The organism is Pseudomonas sp. ADAK13, assembly GCF_012935715.1.
Lineage (GTDB): Bacteria > Pseudomonadota > Gammaproteobacteria > Pseudomonadales > Pseudomonadaceae > Aquipseudomonas.
The window spans coordinates 5,147,358-5,162,717 of record NZ_CP052860.1 but is presented as its reverse complement, the minus strand read 5'-3'; the positions used below and the strand labels follow the sequence as shown (position 1 = coordinate 5,162,717).

Genomic DNA, 15,360 nt, shown 5'->3' with positions numbered 1-15,360 from the left:
TCCTTTTTCGGGTGGCTCGAAAGCCTATTCAAGTACCGCTTCAAGATCGAAGTGGCACAGCCTGCGATGGACTTCTTCCTTGCGCTCACGCACGGAATGGCTTTGCGGCAACACATCACAACAGCCATACAAGAGTTGCAGCACTTCAACCGCCAGCTCGGGCTCCCAGCGCTGCAAGCCTGATTGCTGCAGTTCGTGGTCCAGATGGTCGAGTTGGACTTTGGCAAGGTCATGCTTGCCCGCCAGGACACACAACCGGGCCAGGCCAAGTCGCCAATGAAAACGGGCACGCTCACCTGCAGCGCTTTGCATGCCTTGCTTGAGCGACCGAACAGCCGCCTTGAACCCGTCCTTGCGCAATACGGGCATAACGTCGTGCAACGCTTTGTCCCAGGGCGCTGCCAGGGCATCAGGCACCGACCTGGGGGTCACCGTGGCTTGCAAATGGCGGGCAACCTGGGTGTTGATCCAGCCTCGGGTAACGGAGTCGGCAAAGGGTGTTCCATCGTGGAAGCGCAGCTGCAGGAGCCCCGGCAGTCGCTGGAGCAACAGGGCGAAGTGCACTTCCAGCTCGGTCATGGCCAGATCGGCCTGAAGTGCCTGCAGGCACTCCCACACCCGGTACAAACCGTCAAACCAGAAAGGTGCGCACGCCAGGCTGGCCTCAAGCTCCAACAACAGGTCGGCGTGCTGCCCCTGGGCGAAGCGCTCCTGGTAACGTTTGAGCTTGTCCGGCGCAGGGCCTCGCAAAGGCGTGACCTGCTCGCTGTTGCAATCCGGGAGGCTGGTGATCGTCAGCCAGGTCAAGGTTCGGTTCAGGCGCAGCGCGCGCAGGTCCGTGGCATTCTGGCGCTGCCACCAGGCCGACAGAGACCGGGCACTCTCCTGCAGCGTGCGCAGCAGCTTATGAGCGTCCTTTTCGTTATCCACGACCGGCTCGGGCGCCAGCAGCTGAGTGGCCACCTGCTTGATCTGGGCGATCACCGCGGCCGTGCCGCCTGGAAGGGGATCACTCTCGGTGACCTGCTGCAGCCTGTCCGACAGCTGCCTGCGAACCGGCAGTAACAGCGGCGCGTCTTCAGAAAGATGTTCGGTCCATAGTTCATCCAGCCGAACCAGATGTTCGAGCATGCAATGGAACAGGGGGCGCTGGTCCTTGAACGAAAGATTTTGCGCAAGCACCTGCCCAAGGCGCGGCACCAGCCAGCCAAATGCGGCGCTGCGGGTGCGCAGCTTGCCTGGATATACGACCGCCCAATGATGCTCACAGAGGTAGCGCAACAATCCGAGGCCGGCGAGAAGGCCGGCGAAGGACTCGCGCTCATGCAATGCCCAGATCAACCAGACGGCAACCCGCAAGTCCTTGGATTGATGACGTAACAGGGCCTCACTTTTTTCCACCACCCACTGCCAGTCAGGCTGACTGTTACCGTGAAGGGAATGCGCCTTGCCGAGCTCGGTTTCTAGTGCCTCATACTCGGTCGAAAAACGCATATCGACGCCCGCAAAACTCGCTTTCGAGTTGGGTGCCTGCGCAAGTTCGAGGTAATAATCGGAAAGCCTGTCTGAATAAACCATCATTGGCCGCACTTTACTTCCCTGGATATATTCAGCGAACTAATGGCAATTAAAACGCACACCAGAACACTGTTTAAAGTTCGCCTTCCCGGCGGGAAGAGCACGAACCTTATCCGTGCAAAAAGCAATGTTCAAGCCACGAAACGATGGTTAAGGAATTTCCTACGAAAATATATAATTCGACGACGCGCAACAATTTGCGCAGCCAAAACAACAACTAACACCATTAATCAAGCAGACTCTCCGTACGGAACCCCGTATCGACATGAGCAACTAACTGCGCACCTATGCGCAAATAAATACAATTAAAGCCAGCTACAAATCAGCACTCTCCGTCGAAACAAGACCCGATAAAATCTTAACTCCCTGTTTTCATTACCTCCTTAACTTTCCGGCACGCTTCTTGATATCGAGCATTACCCAGCCGGCAAATCAGTCGGCTGGGGCGACCTCATTTATCAGGCAAGGAAAACCGTCATGCCAACACCCGCGTATCTCTCCATCACCGGCACCAAGCAAGGCTTGATCACGGCAGGCACATTCACCCAGGACTCGGTCGGCAACATTTATCAGGAAGGCCACGAAGACCAGATCCTGGTGGAAGCATTCCAGCATCAGGTGATCATTCCCCGAGACCCGCAATCCGGCCAGCCGACCGGTCAGCGCGTGCACAAACCCCTGATGATCAGCAAGGTGTTCGATAAGTCTTCGCCGCTGCTGTTCAGCGCCCTGACCTCCGGGGAAATGGTCAAGTGCCGCCTTGAGTGGTACCGCACCTCTTCAGCCGGCACGCAGGAGCACTACTTCACCATCGAGTTGGAGGACGCGATCCTGGTAGACATCCAGTCACGGATGCCTAACTGCCAGGACCCGAACAACGCGCACTTCACGCACCTGGAGGATGTGTATTTCACTTACCGGAAAATCGTCTGGACCCACGAAGTGTCCGGCACCTCGGGCTCTGATGATTGGCGCAGCCCGGTAGCTGGCTAAGCACAACCCGAAACAGAAACGGCAACGCCATGGACGGCGCCGTTTCTGTCGGGCACTAGACCATCGCCAACGGATGCTTGCGTTTGGGCGCACCGAAAACCCGGTCAATCGCGTCCAGGTCGTGCTCATCCAGCACAAGCTTTGCCGCCGCAGCATTGAGCCGCACATGCTCGGGCGTCACAGCCTTGGGAATCGCGATCACACCGTCCTGGCGCAAGACCCAAGCCAGGGAAACCTGGGCGGGTGTGACCTCGTGGCGACGGGCAATTTGTTTGAGGGTCGGGCTGGCCAACAGCTCGCCACCCTGGGCGATGGGACAGTAGGCCATCAAGGGCAAATTGTGTTGCTGCCACCAGGGCAGCAGGTCGAATTCGATACCGCGCTCTTCGATGTTGTAGAGCACCTGATTGGTGGCACAGGCCGGGGACGCCAGTTCCTGCAGGTCGGCCACATCAAAGTTGGACACGCCCCACCGACCGATCTTGCCGGCCTCACGCAAGCGCTCGAAGGCTTCCACCGTTTCTTCAAGGGGATACTGCCCACGCCAATGCAGCAGATACAGATCGATGTAGTCGGTGCCCAGGCGCTGGAGACTGGCCTCGCAGGCCTGCGGAACACCTTTGCGGCTGGCATTGTGCGGGTACACCTTGCTGACCAGGACGACCTGGTCGCGCCTGCCGCGAATCGCCTCGCCGACGACTTCTTCGGCGCCGCCTTCGCCGTACATTTCAGCGGTATCGATCAGGGTCATGCCCTCATCAATGCCCAGTTGCAACGCGGATACCTCTGCGCTGCGTTGGTCGGGATTTTCGCCCATGCGCCAGGTCCCCTGGCCGATGACAGGGACGGGAACGCCGGCCAGATCAATGGTACGCATGACAACCTCCTGATGAATTCGCGAATTAACAGTGTGGCACTGACTGGACAAAAGGGTTCAATCGAAGGATGGTGGCACTTTCCATCCTAGCCTTAGAAAGGACGTGCAATGCTGTTTGTGGTCATGCTCGGGGGCAAGCATCCCCGGGCGAAAATCGAAGTGCACGACGTAGTGTTTGCCGTTGCCGACACCCTGGAAGCCGCCTATCCGCAACTGCGCGATGGCTGGTTCGGCAGCCAGAAAGGTGTGCATATCGATTCCTGGATGACGGTCGACGGGATTGACGGCTGGAAAGTCCAGCTCAGCCACCTGGCGCCTAACGCCGGGGCACCGCGCCTGTACTTCATCAACCTGGGCGGTTATGAAGCCAATAGCTTTGGCGAAGCCCACCACTACCTGCTGGTGGTTGCCCGCACGGCCAAGGAAGCTGCAGCACAGGGTAAACAGCAGATGCTCAGCCACTGGACGCAGTCCCATACCGACGGCGTGCTGGATATCGACGATTGCCTGCCCGTCGACCTGGTAGACGGGCGTTATATCCATCTGGAACCCGGCGCACACCGCCCGATCATCACGCAAAACGACTACATCGTCTTGCCCTGACGGCCTCCTACCCGAACGGGGTATGGCGCCCACCCGCTACCTGCCTGAAAGTGCAATCAGCCCCTCGGCCTGACAACAAGCACAACTTCAAGGTGGGTCCGCCATGCATAAAGCCGTTATCGCCCTGTTAAGCGCTGTCTTGCTTGCATCAACGTCCCTCAGCCAGGCCGCTGACGACCCGGGCAACACCTTGCGCATCTACAACTGGGCCGATTACATCGGGGAACACACCCTCGCCGACTTCGAAAAAGCCACCGGCATCAAGGTGATCTACGACACCTATGATTCCTACGAAACCGTACAGGGCAAATTGCTCTCCGGGCGCTCGGGTTATGACCTGGTGGTGCTCAACGCGTCACTGGTACCGCTGCTGATCAAGGCCAAGGCGTTCCAGCCCCTCAACAAAGCGCTGCTACCCGACTGGAATAACCTCGACCCTCAAGTGCTGAAAAGCCTGGAAACCCATGACCCGGGCGTGACCTATTCCGCGCCCTACACCTGGGGCAGCAATGGCGTGACCTACAACATCGACAAGATCAAGGAACGCATGCCGGACGCCCCCATCGGCTCCCTGGCGATGATCTTCGACCCCAAGATCATTTCGCGTTTCGCCGACTGCGGCATCACCTTCATCGACTCTCCCACCGACATGATCCCGCTGGCCCTGACCTACCTCGGCCTGGACCCCAACAGCGTGGCGCCCAAAGACCTCAAGGCCGCCCAGGATGTGTTGATGGCCGTACGGCCCTACATCCGTAAATTCGACTCCAGCGGTTTTATCAACGGCCTGGCCAACGGTGAGCTGTGCATGGCCACCACCTGGTCCGGCGATTACGCCACGTCCCAGGCCCGGGCGGCGGAAGCCGGGGCCAAGGTCAACCTGGGTTACTTCATCCCCAAGGAAGGCTCGCTGATCTGGTTCGATAACTTCTACATCCCGGCTGATGCACCCCATGTGGCAAATGCCCACAAGTTCATCGAGTTCCTCCTGCAGCCCGAGGTCATCGCCGGCGTCAGCAACACCATTCACTACGCCAACAGCAACCTGGCCTCCAAGCCCCTGGTCAACGCAGACATTCGCGACAACCCGGCCATCTACCCGGACGCGGCAACGATGCAGCGCTTGTTCACCCAGAAAAGCCAGTCCCAAGCCGCCGTGCGCCTGATCACCCGTACCTGGAATGCCGTGAAGACCGGCAAGTGAAACCCAGCCATTGAAGGTAAATGCCATGACTCTGCCAAATCCTGCTTTTTTCGCCCAGTTCGACCACGACCAACTGGACGCCGCCGACAAGGCCCATTACATGCACGGCTTCCACATGTTCGACGAGCACCGCGAACAAGGCTCGCTGAACATCGCGGCCGGCGACGGCGCCTACATCTACGACACCGCCGGCAACCGCTACCTGGATGCGGTCGGTGGCATGTGGTGCACGAATATCGGCCTGGGGCGCGAGGAAATGGCCGACGCCATCGCCAATCAGGTTCGCCAGTTGGCGTACTCCAACCCGTTTTGCGACATGGCCAACGTCACCGCCATCGAACTGTGCGCCAAGCTTGCCAGCCTGGCCCCCGGCGACCTTGACCATGTATTCCTGACCACCGGCGGGTCCACGGCGGTCGATACCGCCTACCGCCTGGTGCAGTTCTATCAGAACAGTCGCGGCAAGCACGAGAAGAAGCACATCATCTCGCGGTTCAGCGCGTACCACGGCTCCACGTTCCTGACGATGTCCATCGGCAACAAGGCCGCCGACCGCGCGCCGGAATTCGATTTCATGAGCGACCTGTTCCACCACATTTCGTGCCCCAACTACTACCGGGCGCCTGCGGGCATGAGCGAGGCGCAATTTCTCGATTTCCTGGTGGATGAGTTCGAAGACAAGATCCTCACGATTGGCGCCGACAAGGTGGCGGCGTTCTTTGCCGAACCGATCATGGGCTCGGGCGGCGTGATCATTCCGCCGAAGGGTTACCACCGGCGCATGTGGGAAATCTGCCAACGTTATGACCTGCTTTACGTGGCGGATGAAGTAGTGACGTCCTTCGGCCGGCTGGGAAAATTTTTCGCCTCCCAGGAGGTGTTCGACATGCAGCCAGACATCATCACCACCGCCAAGGGCCTGACCTCCGGCTACCTGCCCCTGGGCGCGTGTATTTTCTCGGACCGCATCTGGCAAGTGATCGGCGAGCCGGGCAAGGGCCGCTGCTTTACCCACGGTTTCACCTACAGCGGCCATCCGGTGAGTTGCGTGGCGGCGCTGAAGAACATCGAGATCATCGAGCGGGAAAACCTGCTGGCCCATGTCGAAGACGTCGGCGTGTACCTGGAACAGCGCCTGCAAACCCTGGCCAGTCTGCCGCTGGTGGGTGACGTGCGTTGCCAGCGTTTGATGGCCTGCATCGAGTTTGTCGCCGACAAACACACCAAGGCGCTGCTGCCGGACGCGGTGAACATCGGCGAGAAAATCCACCTGCGGGCCCAGGCCAAAGGCTTGCTGGTACGGCCCATCGGTCACCTGAATGTGATGTCGCCGCCGTTGATCATCACCCATGCCCAGGTGGATCAAGTGGTGGAGATCCTGCGCCAGTGCATTCTCGACACCGCCGAAGAGCTGCGCCAAAGCGGCGAGTATCAAGGCCGATGAACCCCGCCGCCTCGGTGCTTTTGCCGGGGCCGTGGCCGGCGGGTAGACTGGCCGGCATGAGCCAAAATGCCGATCACTGCCCTGCCCCATCCTTCCAGGTGCTTGAAGCCTGGAATGGCGCGTTGGCCCACGCCTTCGTCAGCGTTGACGAGGCGTCATTCCTTGAACACCTGGCCTGCGCCCTCAGCGCCCTGACCCCCATCGAATCGATGATGATCAGCCTGGAGCGCCAGGGCCAGGCGCCGCACTTGCTCTACCAGCAAGGCATCCCCCGGCCGCACTACGAAGAAATCATCAACCGCTACTTTTCCCGGGGCTACCTGCTGGACCCGTTCTGCCTCGCAGTGGACAAGGGCCTGGCCGAAGGTTTCTACCACCTGGCACAAATCGCCCCGGACGACTTCTTCAGCAGCGAGTACTACAAGACCTACTACCTGCGCAGCGGCGGCGCCCAGGAGAGCTACTACATCGTCGACCTGTGCCCCAACAGCAAAATCTCCCTGTGCATGTTCCAGGGCCTGAGTGCCGGCCAGTTCAGTGACGAACAACTGGCGCTGCTGCGAACCGCCCAACCCATCGTGCGTGAACTGCTGCGCCGCTTCGGCACCACGGGCGGGTTGTGCAAGGTGATCAGCGACGAAGCCTTCACCCAGACCCAGGTGCATCAGCAGATTGAAGCCGCGTTCATGCATTTTGGCAGCGGCGTATTGACGGTGCGCGAGCGGGAAATTGCCCACCTGATCCTGCGCGGACACTCGGTGAAATCCACCGCGCAGATGCTGGGCATCTCCCCGGAAACCGTGCGCATGCACCGCAAGCATTTGTATACCAAGCTTGAGATCAACTCCCAGGCTGAGCTGTTTGCGCTGTTTATCGATTGGCTGACCCACAGCGGTGTGATGGCCCGATCCTGAGCCGTCCGGGCAACCCGGGGGAACTTTGCCAGGAAATAACCACCTGAATCCGGTACGCTCAGCATTTTTACCCAAGGAGATACCCCTCATGGCCAAAGCCACCGCCCGTCACATCCTCGTTGCCACCGAAGACAAGTGCAACGAACTGAAAGCACAAATCGAAGGCGGCGCCGATTTCGCCGAAGTTGCCAAAGCCAACTCGTCCTGCCCGTCCAGCCGTCAAGGCGGCGACCTGGGTTCGTTCGGCCCGGGCCAAATGGTTAAAGAATTCGACACCGTCGTATTCAGCGCCCCGGTCAACACTGTGCAAGGCCCGGTGAAAACCCAGTTCGGTTATCACCTGCTGGAAGTGACCAGCCGCCAGGACTGATCCGGTCCGCGCTAATGCTTGAAACAACGGCCCGCCCTTTGGTGGGCCGTTGTGCATCTGTGACAGTGTGATGACTGGCGATGCGTACGCGCTTAGCGTACAAATCCCTTTACCTCTTCACCCGGCGCCCAAGGCTGATAATGCGAGTCGCTTTTTCTACCCTGTTTTGCTCCACCCTGGCCCTGCTGCTGGCCAGCACCGCCGTGATCGCCGCGCCGCAATCGGCGCTGACCGTGTACGGCGAACCGGCCAAATACCAACCCGGCTTCACCCACTTCGACTATGTCAACCCGAATGCCCCCAAGGGCGGCAGCCTGCGGCGATCGGCGATCGAGATTGGCCGCTACGACCATGTGCTGCCCTACGGCGACAAAGGCATCGGCGTGAGCCAGGTCGACGGTTGGCTGTATTCGCCCCTGGCCCTGCGCTCGCTGGACGAGCCCTATACGGTCTACGGCCTGGTGGCGGAAAAGATGGAGCGGTCAGACGACGGTCTGTCCCTGCGTTTTTACCTGAACCCCAAGGCGCGCTTCGCCGATGGCCAGCCGATCACCGCCGAAGACGTGCGCTACAGCTTCGACCTGCTGATGACCCAGGGCAGCCTGCGTTACCGCACGCTGTTCGCCGACGTCAAACACGTGGAAGTCGAAGGCCCGCGCCAGGTGCGATTCGATTTCGCAAGCAATGAAAACCGCACCCTGCCCCTGGACGTCGCCACCCTGCCGGTATTTCCCGAGCACTGGTGGAAGACCCGCGACTTCGCCAACGGCGGCGGCTACGAGATTCCCCTCGGCAGCGGCCCCTACACCATCAGCAAGGTGGATGCCGGCAACACCATCACCTTCAAGCGCGACCCGAACTGGTGGGGCAAAGACCTGCCCATCAGCCGTGGCCTGTACAACTTCGATCACCTGAGCCTCGAATACTTCGGCGACACCGAAGTGGCGCGCCAGGTACTGCGGGGCGGTGCCTACGACTTCAACCGCGAATTCTCCGCCACCGGCTACTCCATCGGCTACAACGGCCCGGCCCTTGACGATGGCCGCCTGCAACGCGCGCACCTGGCCAAGGAAGCACCGCAACCGGCCCAGGGCTACGTGTTCAACGTGCAAAAACCGATGTTCAAGGACCGCCGCGTGCGCCAGGCCCTGGCCATGCTATGGGACTTCGAATGGGCCAACCGGCAGATGATGCGCAATATGTACATCCGCCAGCAGAGCTTCTTCTCCAACAGCCCGCTGGCAGCGACCCAACTGCCGGACGCCCAGGAGCTGGCAATTCTTGAACCCCTGCGCGGGCAGATTCCCGACGAAGTGTTTACCCAAGTATTCAAGGCGCCGACCACCGATGCCACCGGGATGATCCGCGACAAGCAACTGCAAGCCCTGGCGCTGCTGGAGCAGGCCGGCTGGAAGCCCGACGGCGACAAACTGGTAAACGCCGCCGGCGAACCGCTGGAGTTCACCTTCCTCAATGCCCAGAACGGCATGGAACGCCTGTTGTTGCCGTACAAACGCAACCTGGCGCAGATCGGCATCACCCTGAACATCCGCCGTATCGACTCCTCGCAATACGTCAACCGCCTGATGGCCCGGGACTACGACATGATCGTCACCGGCTTCCCGGTCACCACTTCGCCAGGGATGGAGCTGTACAACTACTTCGGTTCCGCCGCTGCGTTTGATACCGGCGCCAACAACTACATGGTGCTGAAAGACCCGGCCGTCGACAGCCTGATCAACGGCCTGGTCAAGGCCAACACCCAGTCGCAGATGCTCAGTTACGCGCACGCCCTGGACCGCGTACTGCAATGGAATTACCTGTGGATTCCCAACTACTACCCGCCGGGCACCTCCGCCGCGTGGTGGAACCGCTTCGGCCGCCCGGCGGTGGAAGCCAAGACGGACGAAGCCCTGGAAACCTGGTGGGAAATCAGCCCCACGCCGCTGACCAATGAACAGATGAAAGCCGAACTGACCAAACGCCCGGGAGCCCGCTGATGTTTGCCTATATCGTGCGGCGCTTGCTGCTGATCATTCCGACCCTGGTGATTATCCTGCTGGTGAACTTCGTTATCGTGCAGGCCGCGCCCGGCGGGCCGGTGGAACAGGCGATCGCCCACCTGCAAGGCATCGGGGGCGGTGGTGTCGGCGGCTCGTCTGCCGAAAGCCTCAGCAGTGGTTCACGGGCCAGCCGTGGCCTGGACCCGAAACTGATCAAGGACATCGAAAAACAATACGGCTTCGACAAACCCGCGCCGGAACGCCTGTGGCTGATGCTCAAGAGCTACGCCCAGCTGGACTTCGGCAATAGTTTCTTTCGCGGTAAAAGCGTGACCGACCTGATCCTCGAAAAGATGCCGGTGACCATTTCCCTCGGGCTGTGGGCCACCTTGATCACCTACCTGGTGTCGATCCCGCTGGGGATTCGCAAGGCGGTGCGCCATGGCAGCAGTTTTGATGTGTGGAGCAGCACCGCCATCGTGATTGGCTATGCGATGCCGGCGTTCCTGTTTGCGATGTTCCTGATCGTGGTATTCGCCGGCGGCACCTCGCTGAACTGGTTCCCGGTGCGCGGGCTGGTCTCGGAAAACTTCGACCAGTTGAGCACCGTGGGCAAGATCGCCGATTACTTCTGGCACCTGGTATTACCGGTCAGCGCCCTGGTGATCGGCGGTTTCGCCACCTTGACCATCCTCACCAAAAACTCGTTCCTCAATGAGATCACCCGCCAGTACGTGGTCACCGCCCGGGCCAAAGGCTTGAGCGAACGCCGGGTGCTGTACGGACATGTGTTTCGCAACGCCATGCTGCTGGTGATCTCGGGGATTCCCCAGGCGTTTATCGCCGTGTTCTTTGCCGGTTCGCTGCTGATCGAGGTGATTTTCTCCCTCGATGGCCTGGGCCGCATGAGCTACGAAGCGGCGGTTTCACGGGACTATCCGGTGGTATTCGGTTCATTGTTTATCTTCACGTTGTTTGGCCTCTTGATAAAACTCATCGGTGACCTCTGCTACACCCTGGTGGACCCGCGTATCGACTTCGCCGCGAGGAACGCCTGATGCTCAAGCTCTCTCCCGTGGCCCGCCGGCGCTTTGAACGCTTCAAGAAAAACCGGCGCGGCTGGTGGTCGCTGTGGCTGTTTATCGGCCTGTTTATCCTGACCCTCGGCGGCGAACTGATCGCCAACGACAAACCCCTGGTGCTCAGCTACCAGGACGAGCTGTATTTCCCGGTGTTCAAACGCTACACCGAGCAGGCGTTCGGCGGGCAGCTGCCGTTCCAGGCGGATTACCGCAGTGAATACGTGCAGAACCTGATCAAGAAGGACGGCGGCTGGATGCTGTTCCCGCCGATCCCGTTCAGCGACGACACCCCCAACTATGAACTGACCCGCCCCGCCCCCAGCCCGCCCTCCAGCGTGAACTGGCTGGGCACCGACGACCAGTCCCGCGACGTGCTGGCGCGGGTGATCTTCGGCGCCCGGGTGTCGATCCTGTTTGCCCTGGCCCTCACCGCCATCAGCGCCGCCATCGGCATCGCCGCCGGGGCCTTGCAGGGTTACTACGGTGGCTGGGTCGACCTGCTCGGGCAACGCATCCTGGAAGTGTGGTCCGGGCTGCCGGTGCTGTACTTGCTGATCATTCTGTCGGGGTTTGTCGAACCCAATTTCTGGTGGTTGCTGGGCATCATGGCGCTGTTTTCGTGGCTGGCCCTGGTGGACGTGGTGCGCGCCGAGTTCCTGCGGGGGCGCAACCTGGAGTACGTCAAGGCCGCGCGGGCACTGGGCCTGGGGGACGGCAAGATCATCCGCCGGCATATCCTGCCGAACGCGATGACCGCCACCCTGAGCTACTTGCCGTTCATTTTGACCGGGGCGATTTCCACCTTGAGCGCCCTGGATTTCCTCGGCTTCGGCATGCCCGCCGGCAGCGCCTCCTTGGGTGAACTGATCGCCCAGGGCAAGCAGAACCTGCAAGCGCCGTGGCTGGGGCTGACTGCATTTTTCACCCTGGCGCTGATCCTGTCGTTGCTGGTGTTTATCGGCGAGGCGTTGCGTGACGCCTTCGACCCACGCTCATGAAGGCCGTTGAGATGACTGAAAACCTGATCGAGATTCGCGACCTGAGCGTCGCCTTCAACGGCCAGACCGTGGTGCGCAAGCTGTGCCTGGATGTACGCCCCGGCGAGTGCCTGGCGCTGGTGGGCGAGTCGGGTTCGGGCAAGTCGGTGACTGCCCATTCGATCCTGCAACTGCTGCCCGAAGCCGGCACCGAGACCTCCGGTTCGATACGTTATCGCGGCCAGGAACTGCTCGGCGCCTCGCCCGCCACCCTGCAAAAACTGCGGGGCAACCGGATTGCGATGATCTTCCAGGAGCCAATGACCTCCCTGAACCCGCTGCACAGCATCGAGAAGCAGATCGGCGAAACCCTGCTGCTGCACAAGGGCCTGGGCGGCAAGCAAGCCCAGGCGCGGATCCTTGAGTTACTCGAACTGGTGGGCATCCAGAAGCCCCGGGAGCGCCTCAAGGCCTACCCCCATCAACTCTCCGGCGGCCAGCGCCAGCGGGTGATGATCGCCATGGCCCTGGCCTGCGAGCCGGAACTGTTGATCGCCGACGAGCCGACCACCGCACTGGACGTGACGGTGCAGCGCAAGATCCTGCTGCTGCTCAAGTCCCTGCAACAGCGCCTGGGCATGTCGCTGCTGCTGATCAGCCACGACCTCAACCTGGTGCGCAGCATTGCCCAGCGGGTGTGCGTGATGAAGGCCGGGGAGATTGTCGAGCAGGCGGATTGCGAAACCCTGTTTTGCGCCCCCAAGCACCCTTACAGCCGCCTGCTGTTGGATGCAGAACCGGCAGGCATCGTCTTGAATCACGAGGTGCGCGACACGGTGTTGCAGGTGGATGACTTGAGCGTGCAGTTCCCGCTGGGCGGCGGACTGTTCCGGCGCAAGCAGTACCTGCAAGCCGTGGATGGCATCAGCCTGACGGTGCAGCGCGGCAAAACCTTGGGCATTGTCGGCGAGTCCGGCTCGGGCAAATCCACCCTGGGCCAGGCGATTTTGCGGCTGCTGGATTCCAGCGGCGCGATTCGCTTCCAGGGCGAGGCCCTCGAAGGCCTGACGCAAAAGCAGATGCAGCCGTGGCGCAAGCAGATGCAGGTGGTGTTCCAGGACCCGTTCGGCAGCCTCAGCCCACGGATGTCGGTGGCGCAGATCATCAGCGAAGGCCTGGAAGTGCATGCCCCGTGCAGCCTCAAGGACCGCGAAGCCCAGGTGATCCGCGTGCTGGAAGATGTGGGCCTGGACCCCGCCAGCCGGCATCGCTACCCCCATGAATTCTCCGGCGGCCAGCGCCAGCGCATCGCCATTGCCCGCGCGCTGATGCTCAAGCCGGCGTTGATCCTGCTGGACGAACCCACCTCGGCGCTGGACCGTACCGTGCAGAAACAGGTGGTCGCATTGCTGCTTGAGCTGCAGGAAAAATACGGCCTGACCTACCTGTTTATCAGCCATGACCTCGCCGTAGTGCGGGCCCTGGCCCACGACATGATCGTGATCAAGGACGGCAAGGTGGTGGAACGCGGGCCGAGCGATGAAGTGTTTGCCGCGCCTCAACACCCCTACACCCGGGAACTCCTCGCGGCGGCGCACCCATGAGCACCACCGGCAGCCTCAAGGATTACCAATACGTTCGTGGCCTGGCGATCCAGTCGTTGTTCGAGATCATCGAGCAGTCCAGCGAAGGCACCGTGATCGTCGACGGCGACGCGAATATCGTCTGGATGAACGAGCGCTACGCCAAGCGCTTCGGCCTGAAAAACGCCGACGACGCCATCGGCCAACCCTGCGAGCAGGTGATTTCCAACAGCCTGCTGCGCCAGGTGGTGCGCAATGACCAGCCGATTTTGCTGGACATCCAGGACACCCCCAAAGGCCCGCTGGTGGTGATGCGCCTGCCGATCCATGACGATGCGGGCAAGGTGATCGGAGCGATCGGGTTTGCACTGTTTGATGAGCTGCGCAACCTGTCGCCGCTGATCGAGCGCTACCTGAGCATGCAGCAGGAACTGGCGTCTACCCGTTCGCTGCTGAGGTCGCGGCAGAGCAAGTACAACTTCGCGCACTTTATCGGCACCAGCGCGGCCAGCCTGGAAGTCAAACGCCGGGCGCGGCGCAGTGCGAGTGCGGAATCGCCGGTGTTGCTGCTGGGGGAAACCGGCACCGGCAAGGAGCTGCTGGCCCAGGCGATTCACGGCGCCTCGCCCCGGGCACACAAGGCGTTTGTCAGCATCAACAGCGCGGCCATTCCTCATGATTTGCTGGAAGCTGAATTCTTCGGCACCGCACCGGGCGCGTTTACCGGCGCCGACCGCAAGGGCCGTCCCGGCAAGCTGCAAATTGCCCAGGGCGGCACGCTGTTCCTTGATGAGATCGGCGACATGCCCCTGCCGCTGCAAAGCAAATTGCTGCGGGTGTTGCAGGAGAAAGAGTTCGAGCCGGTGGGCTCCAACGAGATGATCCACAGCGATGTGCGGGTGATTGCCGCCACGTCGATGGACCTGGAAGCGGCGATCAAGCGCGGTGAGTTCCGGGCGGACCTGTATTACCGGCTGAATGTGCTGCCGATCCAGGTGCCGCCATTGCGCGCGCGGCTGGACGACTTGCCGGCGCTGAGCGAGGCGATTCTGGAGGAATTGCGCAGCCAGCATGAGCTGGATCGTGAGGCCCTGGCGTTATTGGCACAGCATGCGTGGCCGGGGAATATCCGCGAACTGCGCAATGTGCTGGAACGGGCGGCGTTGTTGAGTGATGACCTGGTGTTGAATGCCAGCGAAATTCGCGCAGCCATCGGGACGTTCAGCCCGGTAGAGCACAGTTCGGTAGAGACGGTTGAGGGCGAGCGTTTCAGCGCGGCCCGGGAGCGGTTTGATCGGCAGGTGATTGGGGCGGCGTTGAAGGCCTGTGAGGGGAATGTGGTGGAGGCGGCGAAGCGGCTGGGGCTTGGCCGGTCGACCTTGTACAAGAAGATGGTTGCCTTGGGCATCGCCTAATCTCCAAAAAGAGACACAATTCCAAATACAGAGAAAATCCAATGTGGGAGCGAGCTTGCTGTGGCGAGCGGGCTTGCCCCGCGCTGGGCTGCGAAGCAGCCCCATCAATCTGTGGTGAACCCGACGGGGGACAAGCCCCCTCACCACAGCAAGCCAGCTCCCACATTTGATCAGCGCCAGTCTCAATTCAGAGACAAATTCCGGAATCCACTCATCAAAATACAATATTACCCTTATATTTCAACAAGTTAACCACTTGGCACACATCTCGCTATAGCCCCTCCCCACAGCCTCACCCCCACAAAAATAACAATCAG

13 protein-coding genes are annotated in these 15,360 nt (G+C 60.9%); 11 read left to right on the top strand and 2 right to left on the bottom strand.

Features of this window, described 5'->3' with window-relative positions:
- Positions 1 to 24: 24 nt before the first annotated feature.
- Positions 25 to 1,578, bottom strand: a complete 1,554-nt coding sequence (gene tssA / locus HKK54_RS23875; protein WP_169388045.1) for a type VI secretion system protein TssA — start codon at positions 1,576 to 1,578, stop codon at positions 25 to 27.
- 477 nt (positions 1,579 to 2,055) lie between these two features.
- Here tssA and HKK54_RS23870 point away from each other — a divergent pair, with 477 nt between their 5' ends.
- Complete coding sequence (locus tag HKK54_RS23870; protein WP_003208034.1) at positions 2,056 to 2,571, top strand: Hcp family type VI secretion system effector; 516 nt, start codon at positions 2,056 to 2,058, stop codon at positions 2,569 to 2,571.
- 55 nt (positions 2,572 to 2,626) lie between these two features.
- Here the strand turns inward: HKK54_RS23870 and HKK54_RS23865 are convergent, their stop codons facing one another.
- The gene (locus tag HKK54_RS23865) at positions 2,627 to 3,448 is read right to left on the bottom strand and encodes an aldo/keto reductase (RefSeq protein ID WP_010173318.1); all 822 of its coding nucleotides are present in this window, start codon (positions 3,446 to 3,448) and stop codon (positions 2,627 to 2,629) included.
- Positions 3,449 to 3,556: 108 nt separating this feature from the next.
- Between HKK54_RS23865 and HKK54_RS23860 the strand changes: the two genes are divergently transcribed.
- The 10 genes from HKK54_RS23860 to HKK54_RS23815 all read left to right on the top strand — a co-directional run bounded on the left by HKK54_RS23860 (position 3,557) and on the right by HKK54_RS23815 (position 15,043).
- A complete protein-coding gene (locus tag HKK54_RS23860) occupies positions 3,557 to 4,051 on the top strand; it encodes a DUF1543 domain-containing protein (RefSeq protein ID WP_010173319.1) in 495 nt (164 codons plus the stop codon).
- A gap of 103 nt (positions 4,052 to 4,154) precedes the next feature.
- A complete protein-coding gene (locus HKK54_RS23855) occupies positions 4,155 to 5,255 on the top strand; it encodes a polyamine ABC transporter substrate-binding protein (protein WP_169388044.1) in 1,101 nt (366 codons plus the stop codon).
- Positions 5,256 to 5,280: 25 nt separating this feature from the next.
- On the top strand, positions 5,281 to 6,699 hold the full coding sequence (locus tag HKK54_RS23850) for an aminotransferase (RefSeq protein ID WP_169388043.1): 1,419 nt from the start codon (positions 5,281 to 5,283) through the stop codon (positions 6,697 to 6,699).
- Positions 6,700 to 6,755: 56 nt separating this feature from the next.
- On the top strand, positions 6,756 to 7,613 hold the full coding sequence (locus HKK54_RS23845) for a response regulator transcription factor (protein WP_169388042.1): 858 nt from the start codon (positions 6,756 to 6,758) through the stop codon (positions 7,611 to 7,613).
- An 88-nt stretch (positions 7,614 to 7,701) separates the two neighbouring features.
- Entirely contained in the window at positions 7,702 to 7,983 is a 282-nt protein-coding gene (locus tag HKK54_RS23840; RefSeq protein WP_003208024.1) for a peptidylprolyl isomerase, read from the top strand.
- A 140-nt stretch (positions 7,984 to 8,123) separates the two neighbouring features.
- On the top strand, positions 8,124 to 9,983 hold the full coding sequence (locus HKK54_RS23835) for an extracellular solute-binding protein (RefSeq protein WP_169388041.1): 1,860 nt from the start codon (positions 8,124 to 8,126) through the stop codon (positions 9,981 to 9,983).
- On the top strand, positions 9,983 to 11,044 hold the full coding sequence (locus tag HKK54_RS23830) for a microcin C ABC transporter permease YejB (RefSeq protein WP_003208021.1): 1,062 nt from the start codon (positions 9,983 to 9,985) through the stop codon (positions 11,042 to 11,044). Before HKK54_RS23835 ends, HKK54_RS23830 begins: the two co-directional genes overlap by 1 nt.
- Entirely contained in the window at positions 11,044 to 12,066 is a 1,023-nt protein-coding gene (locus tag HKK54_RS23825; RefSeq protein WP_010173332.1) for an ABC transporter permease, read from the top strand. The genes HKK54_RS23830 and HKK54_RS23825 overlap by 1 nt, the downstream gene beginning before the upstream one ends.
- An 11-nt stretch (positions 12,067 to 12,077) precedes the next feature.
- Positions 12,078 to 13,649, top strand: coding sequence for an ABC transporter ATP-binding protein (locus HKK54_RS23820; RefSeq protein WP_169388040.1), 1,572 nt, complete (start codon positions 12,078 to 12,080; stop codon positions 13,647 to 13,649).
- Positions 13,646 to 15,043: a sigma-54 interaction domain-containing protein gene (locus tag HKK54_RS23815; protein ID WP_169388039.1), complete on the top strand. Its 1,398-nt coding sequence runs from the start codon at positions 13,646 to 13,648 to the stop codon at positions 15,041 to 15,043. Before HKK54_RS23820 ends, HKK54_RS23815 begins: the two co-directional genes overlap by 4 nt.
- Positions 15,044 to 15,360 lie beyond the last annotated feature (317 nt).

Bases quoted from the DNA above. Each gene is read 5' to 3' on its own strand.
- tssA (WP_169388045.1), bottom strand. From the start codon at position 1,578: ATGGTTTATTCAGACAGGCTTTCCGATTATTACCTCGAACTTGCGCAG.
- HKK54_RS23870 (WP_003208034.1), top strand. From the start codon at position 2,056: ATGCCAACACCCGCGTATCTCTCCATCACCGGCACCAAGCAAGGCTTG.
- HKK54_RS23865 (WP_010173318.1), bottom strand. From the start codon at position 3,448: ATGCGTACCATTGATCTGGCCGGCGTTCCCGTCCCTGTCATCGGCCAG.
- HKK54_RS23860 (WP_010173319.1), top strand. From the start codon at position 3,557: ATGCTGTTTGTGGTCATGCTCGGGGGCAAGCATCCCCGGGCGAAAATC.
- HKK54_RS23855 (WP_169388044.1), top strand. From the start codon at position 4,155: ATGCATAAAGCCGTTATCGCCCTGTTAAGCGCTGTCTTGCTTGCATCA.
- HKK54_RS23850 (WP_169388043.1), top strand. From the start codon at position 5,281: ATGACTCTGCCAAATCCTGCTTTTTTCGCCCAGTTCGACCACGACCAA.
- HKK54_RS23845 (WP_169388042.1), top strand. From the start codon at position 6,756: ATGAGCCAAAATGCCGATCACTGCCCTGCCCCATCCTTCCAGGTGCTT.
- HKK54_RS23840 (WP_003208024.1), top strand. From the start codon at position 7,702: ATGGCCAAAGCCACCGCCCGTCACATCCTCGTTGCCACCGAAGACAAG.
- HKK54_RS23835 (WP_169388041.1), top strand. From the start codon at position 8,124: ATGCGAGTCGCTTTTTCTACCCTGTTTTGCTCCACCCTGGCCCTGCTG.
- HKK54_RS23830 (WP_003208021.1), top strand. From the start codon at position 9,983: ATGTTTGCCTATATCGTGCGGCGCTTGCTGCTGATCATTCCGACCCTG.
- HKK54_RS23825 (WP_010173332.1), top strand. From the start codon at position 11,044: ATGCTCAAGCTCTCTCCCGTGGCCCGCCGGCGCTTTGAACGCTTCAAG.
- HKK54_RS23820 (WP_169388040.1), top strand. From the start codon at position 12,078: ATGACTGAAAACCTGATCGAGATTCGCGACCTGAGCGTCGCCTTCAAC.
- HKK54_RS23815 (WP_169388039.1), top strand. From the start codon at position 13,646: ATGAGCACCACCGGCAGCCTCAAGGATTACCAATACGTTCGTGGCCTG.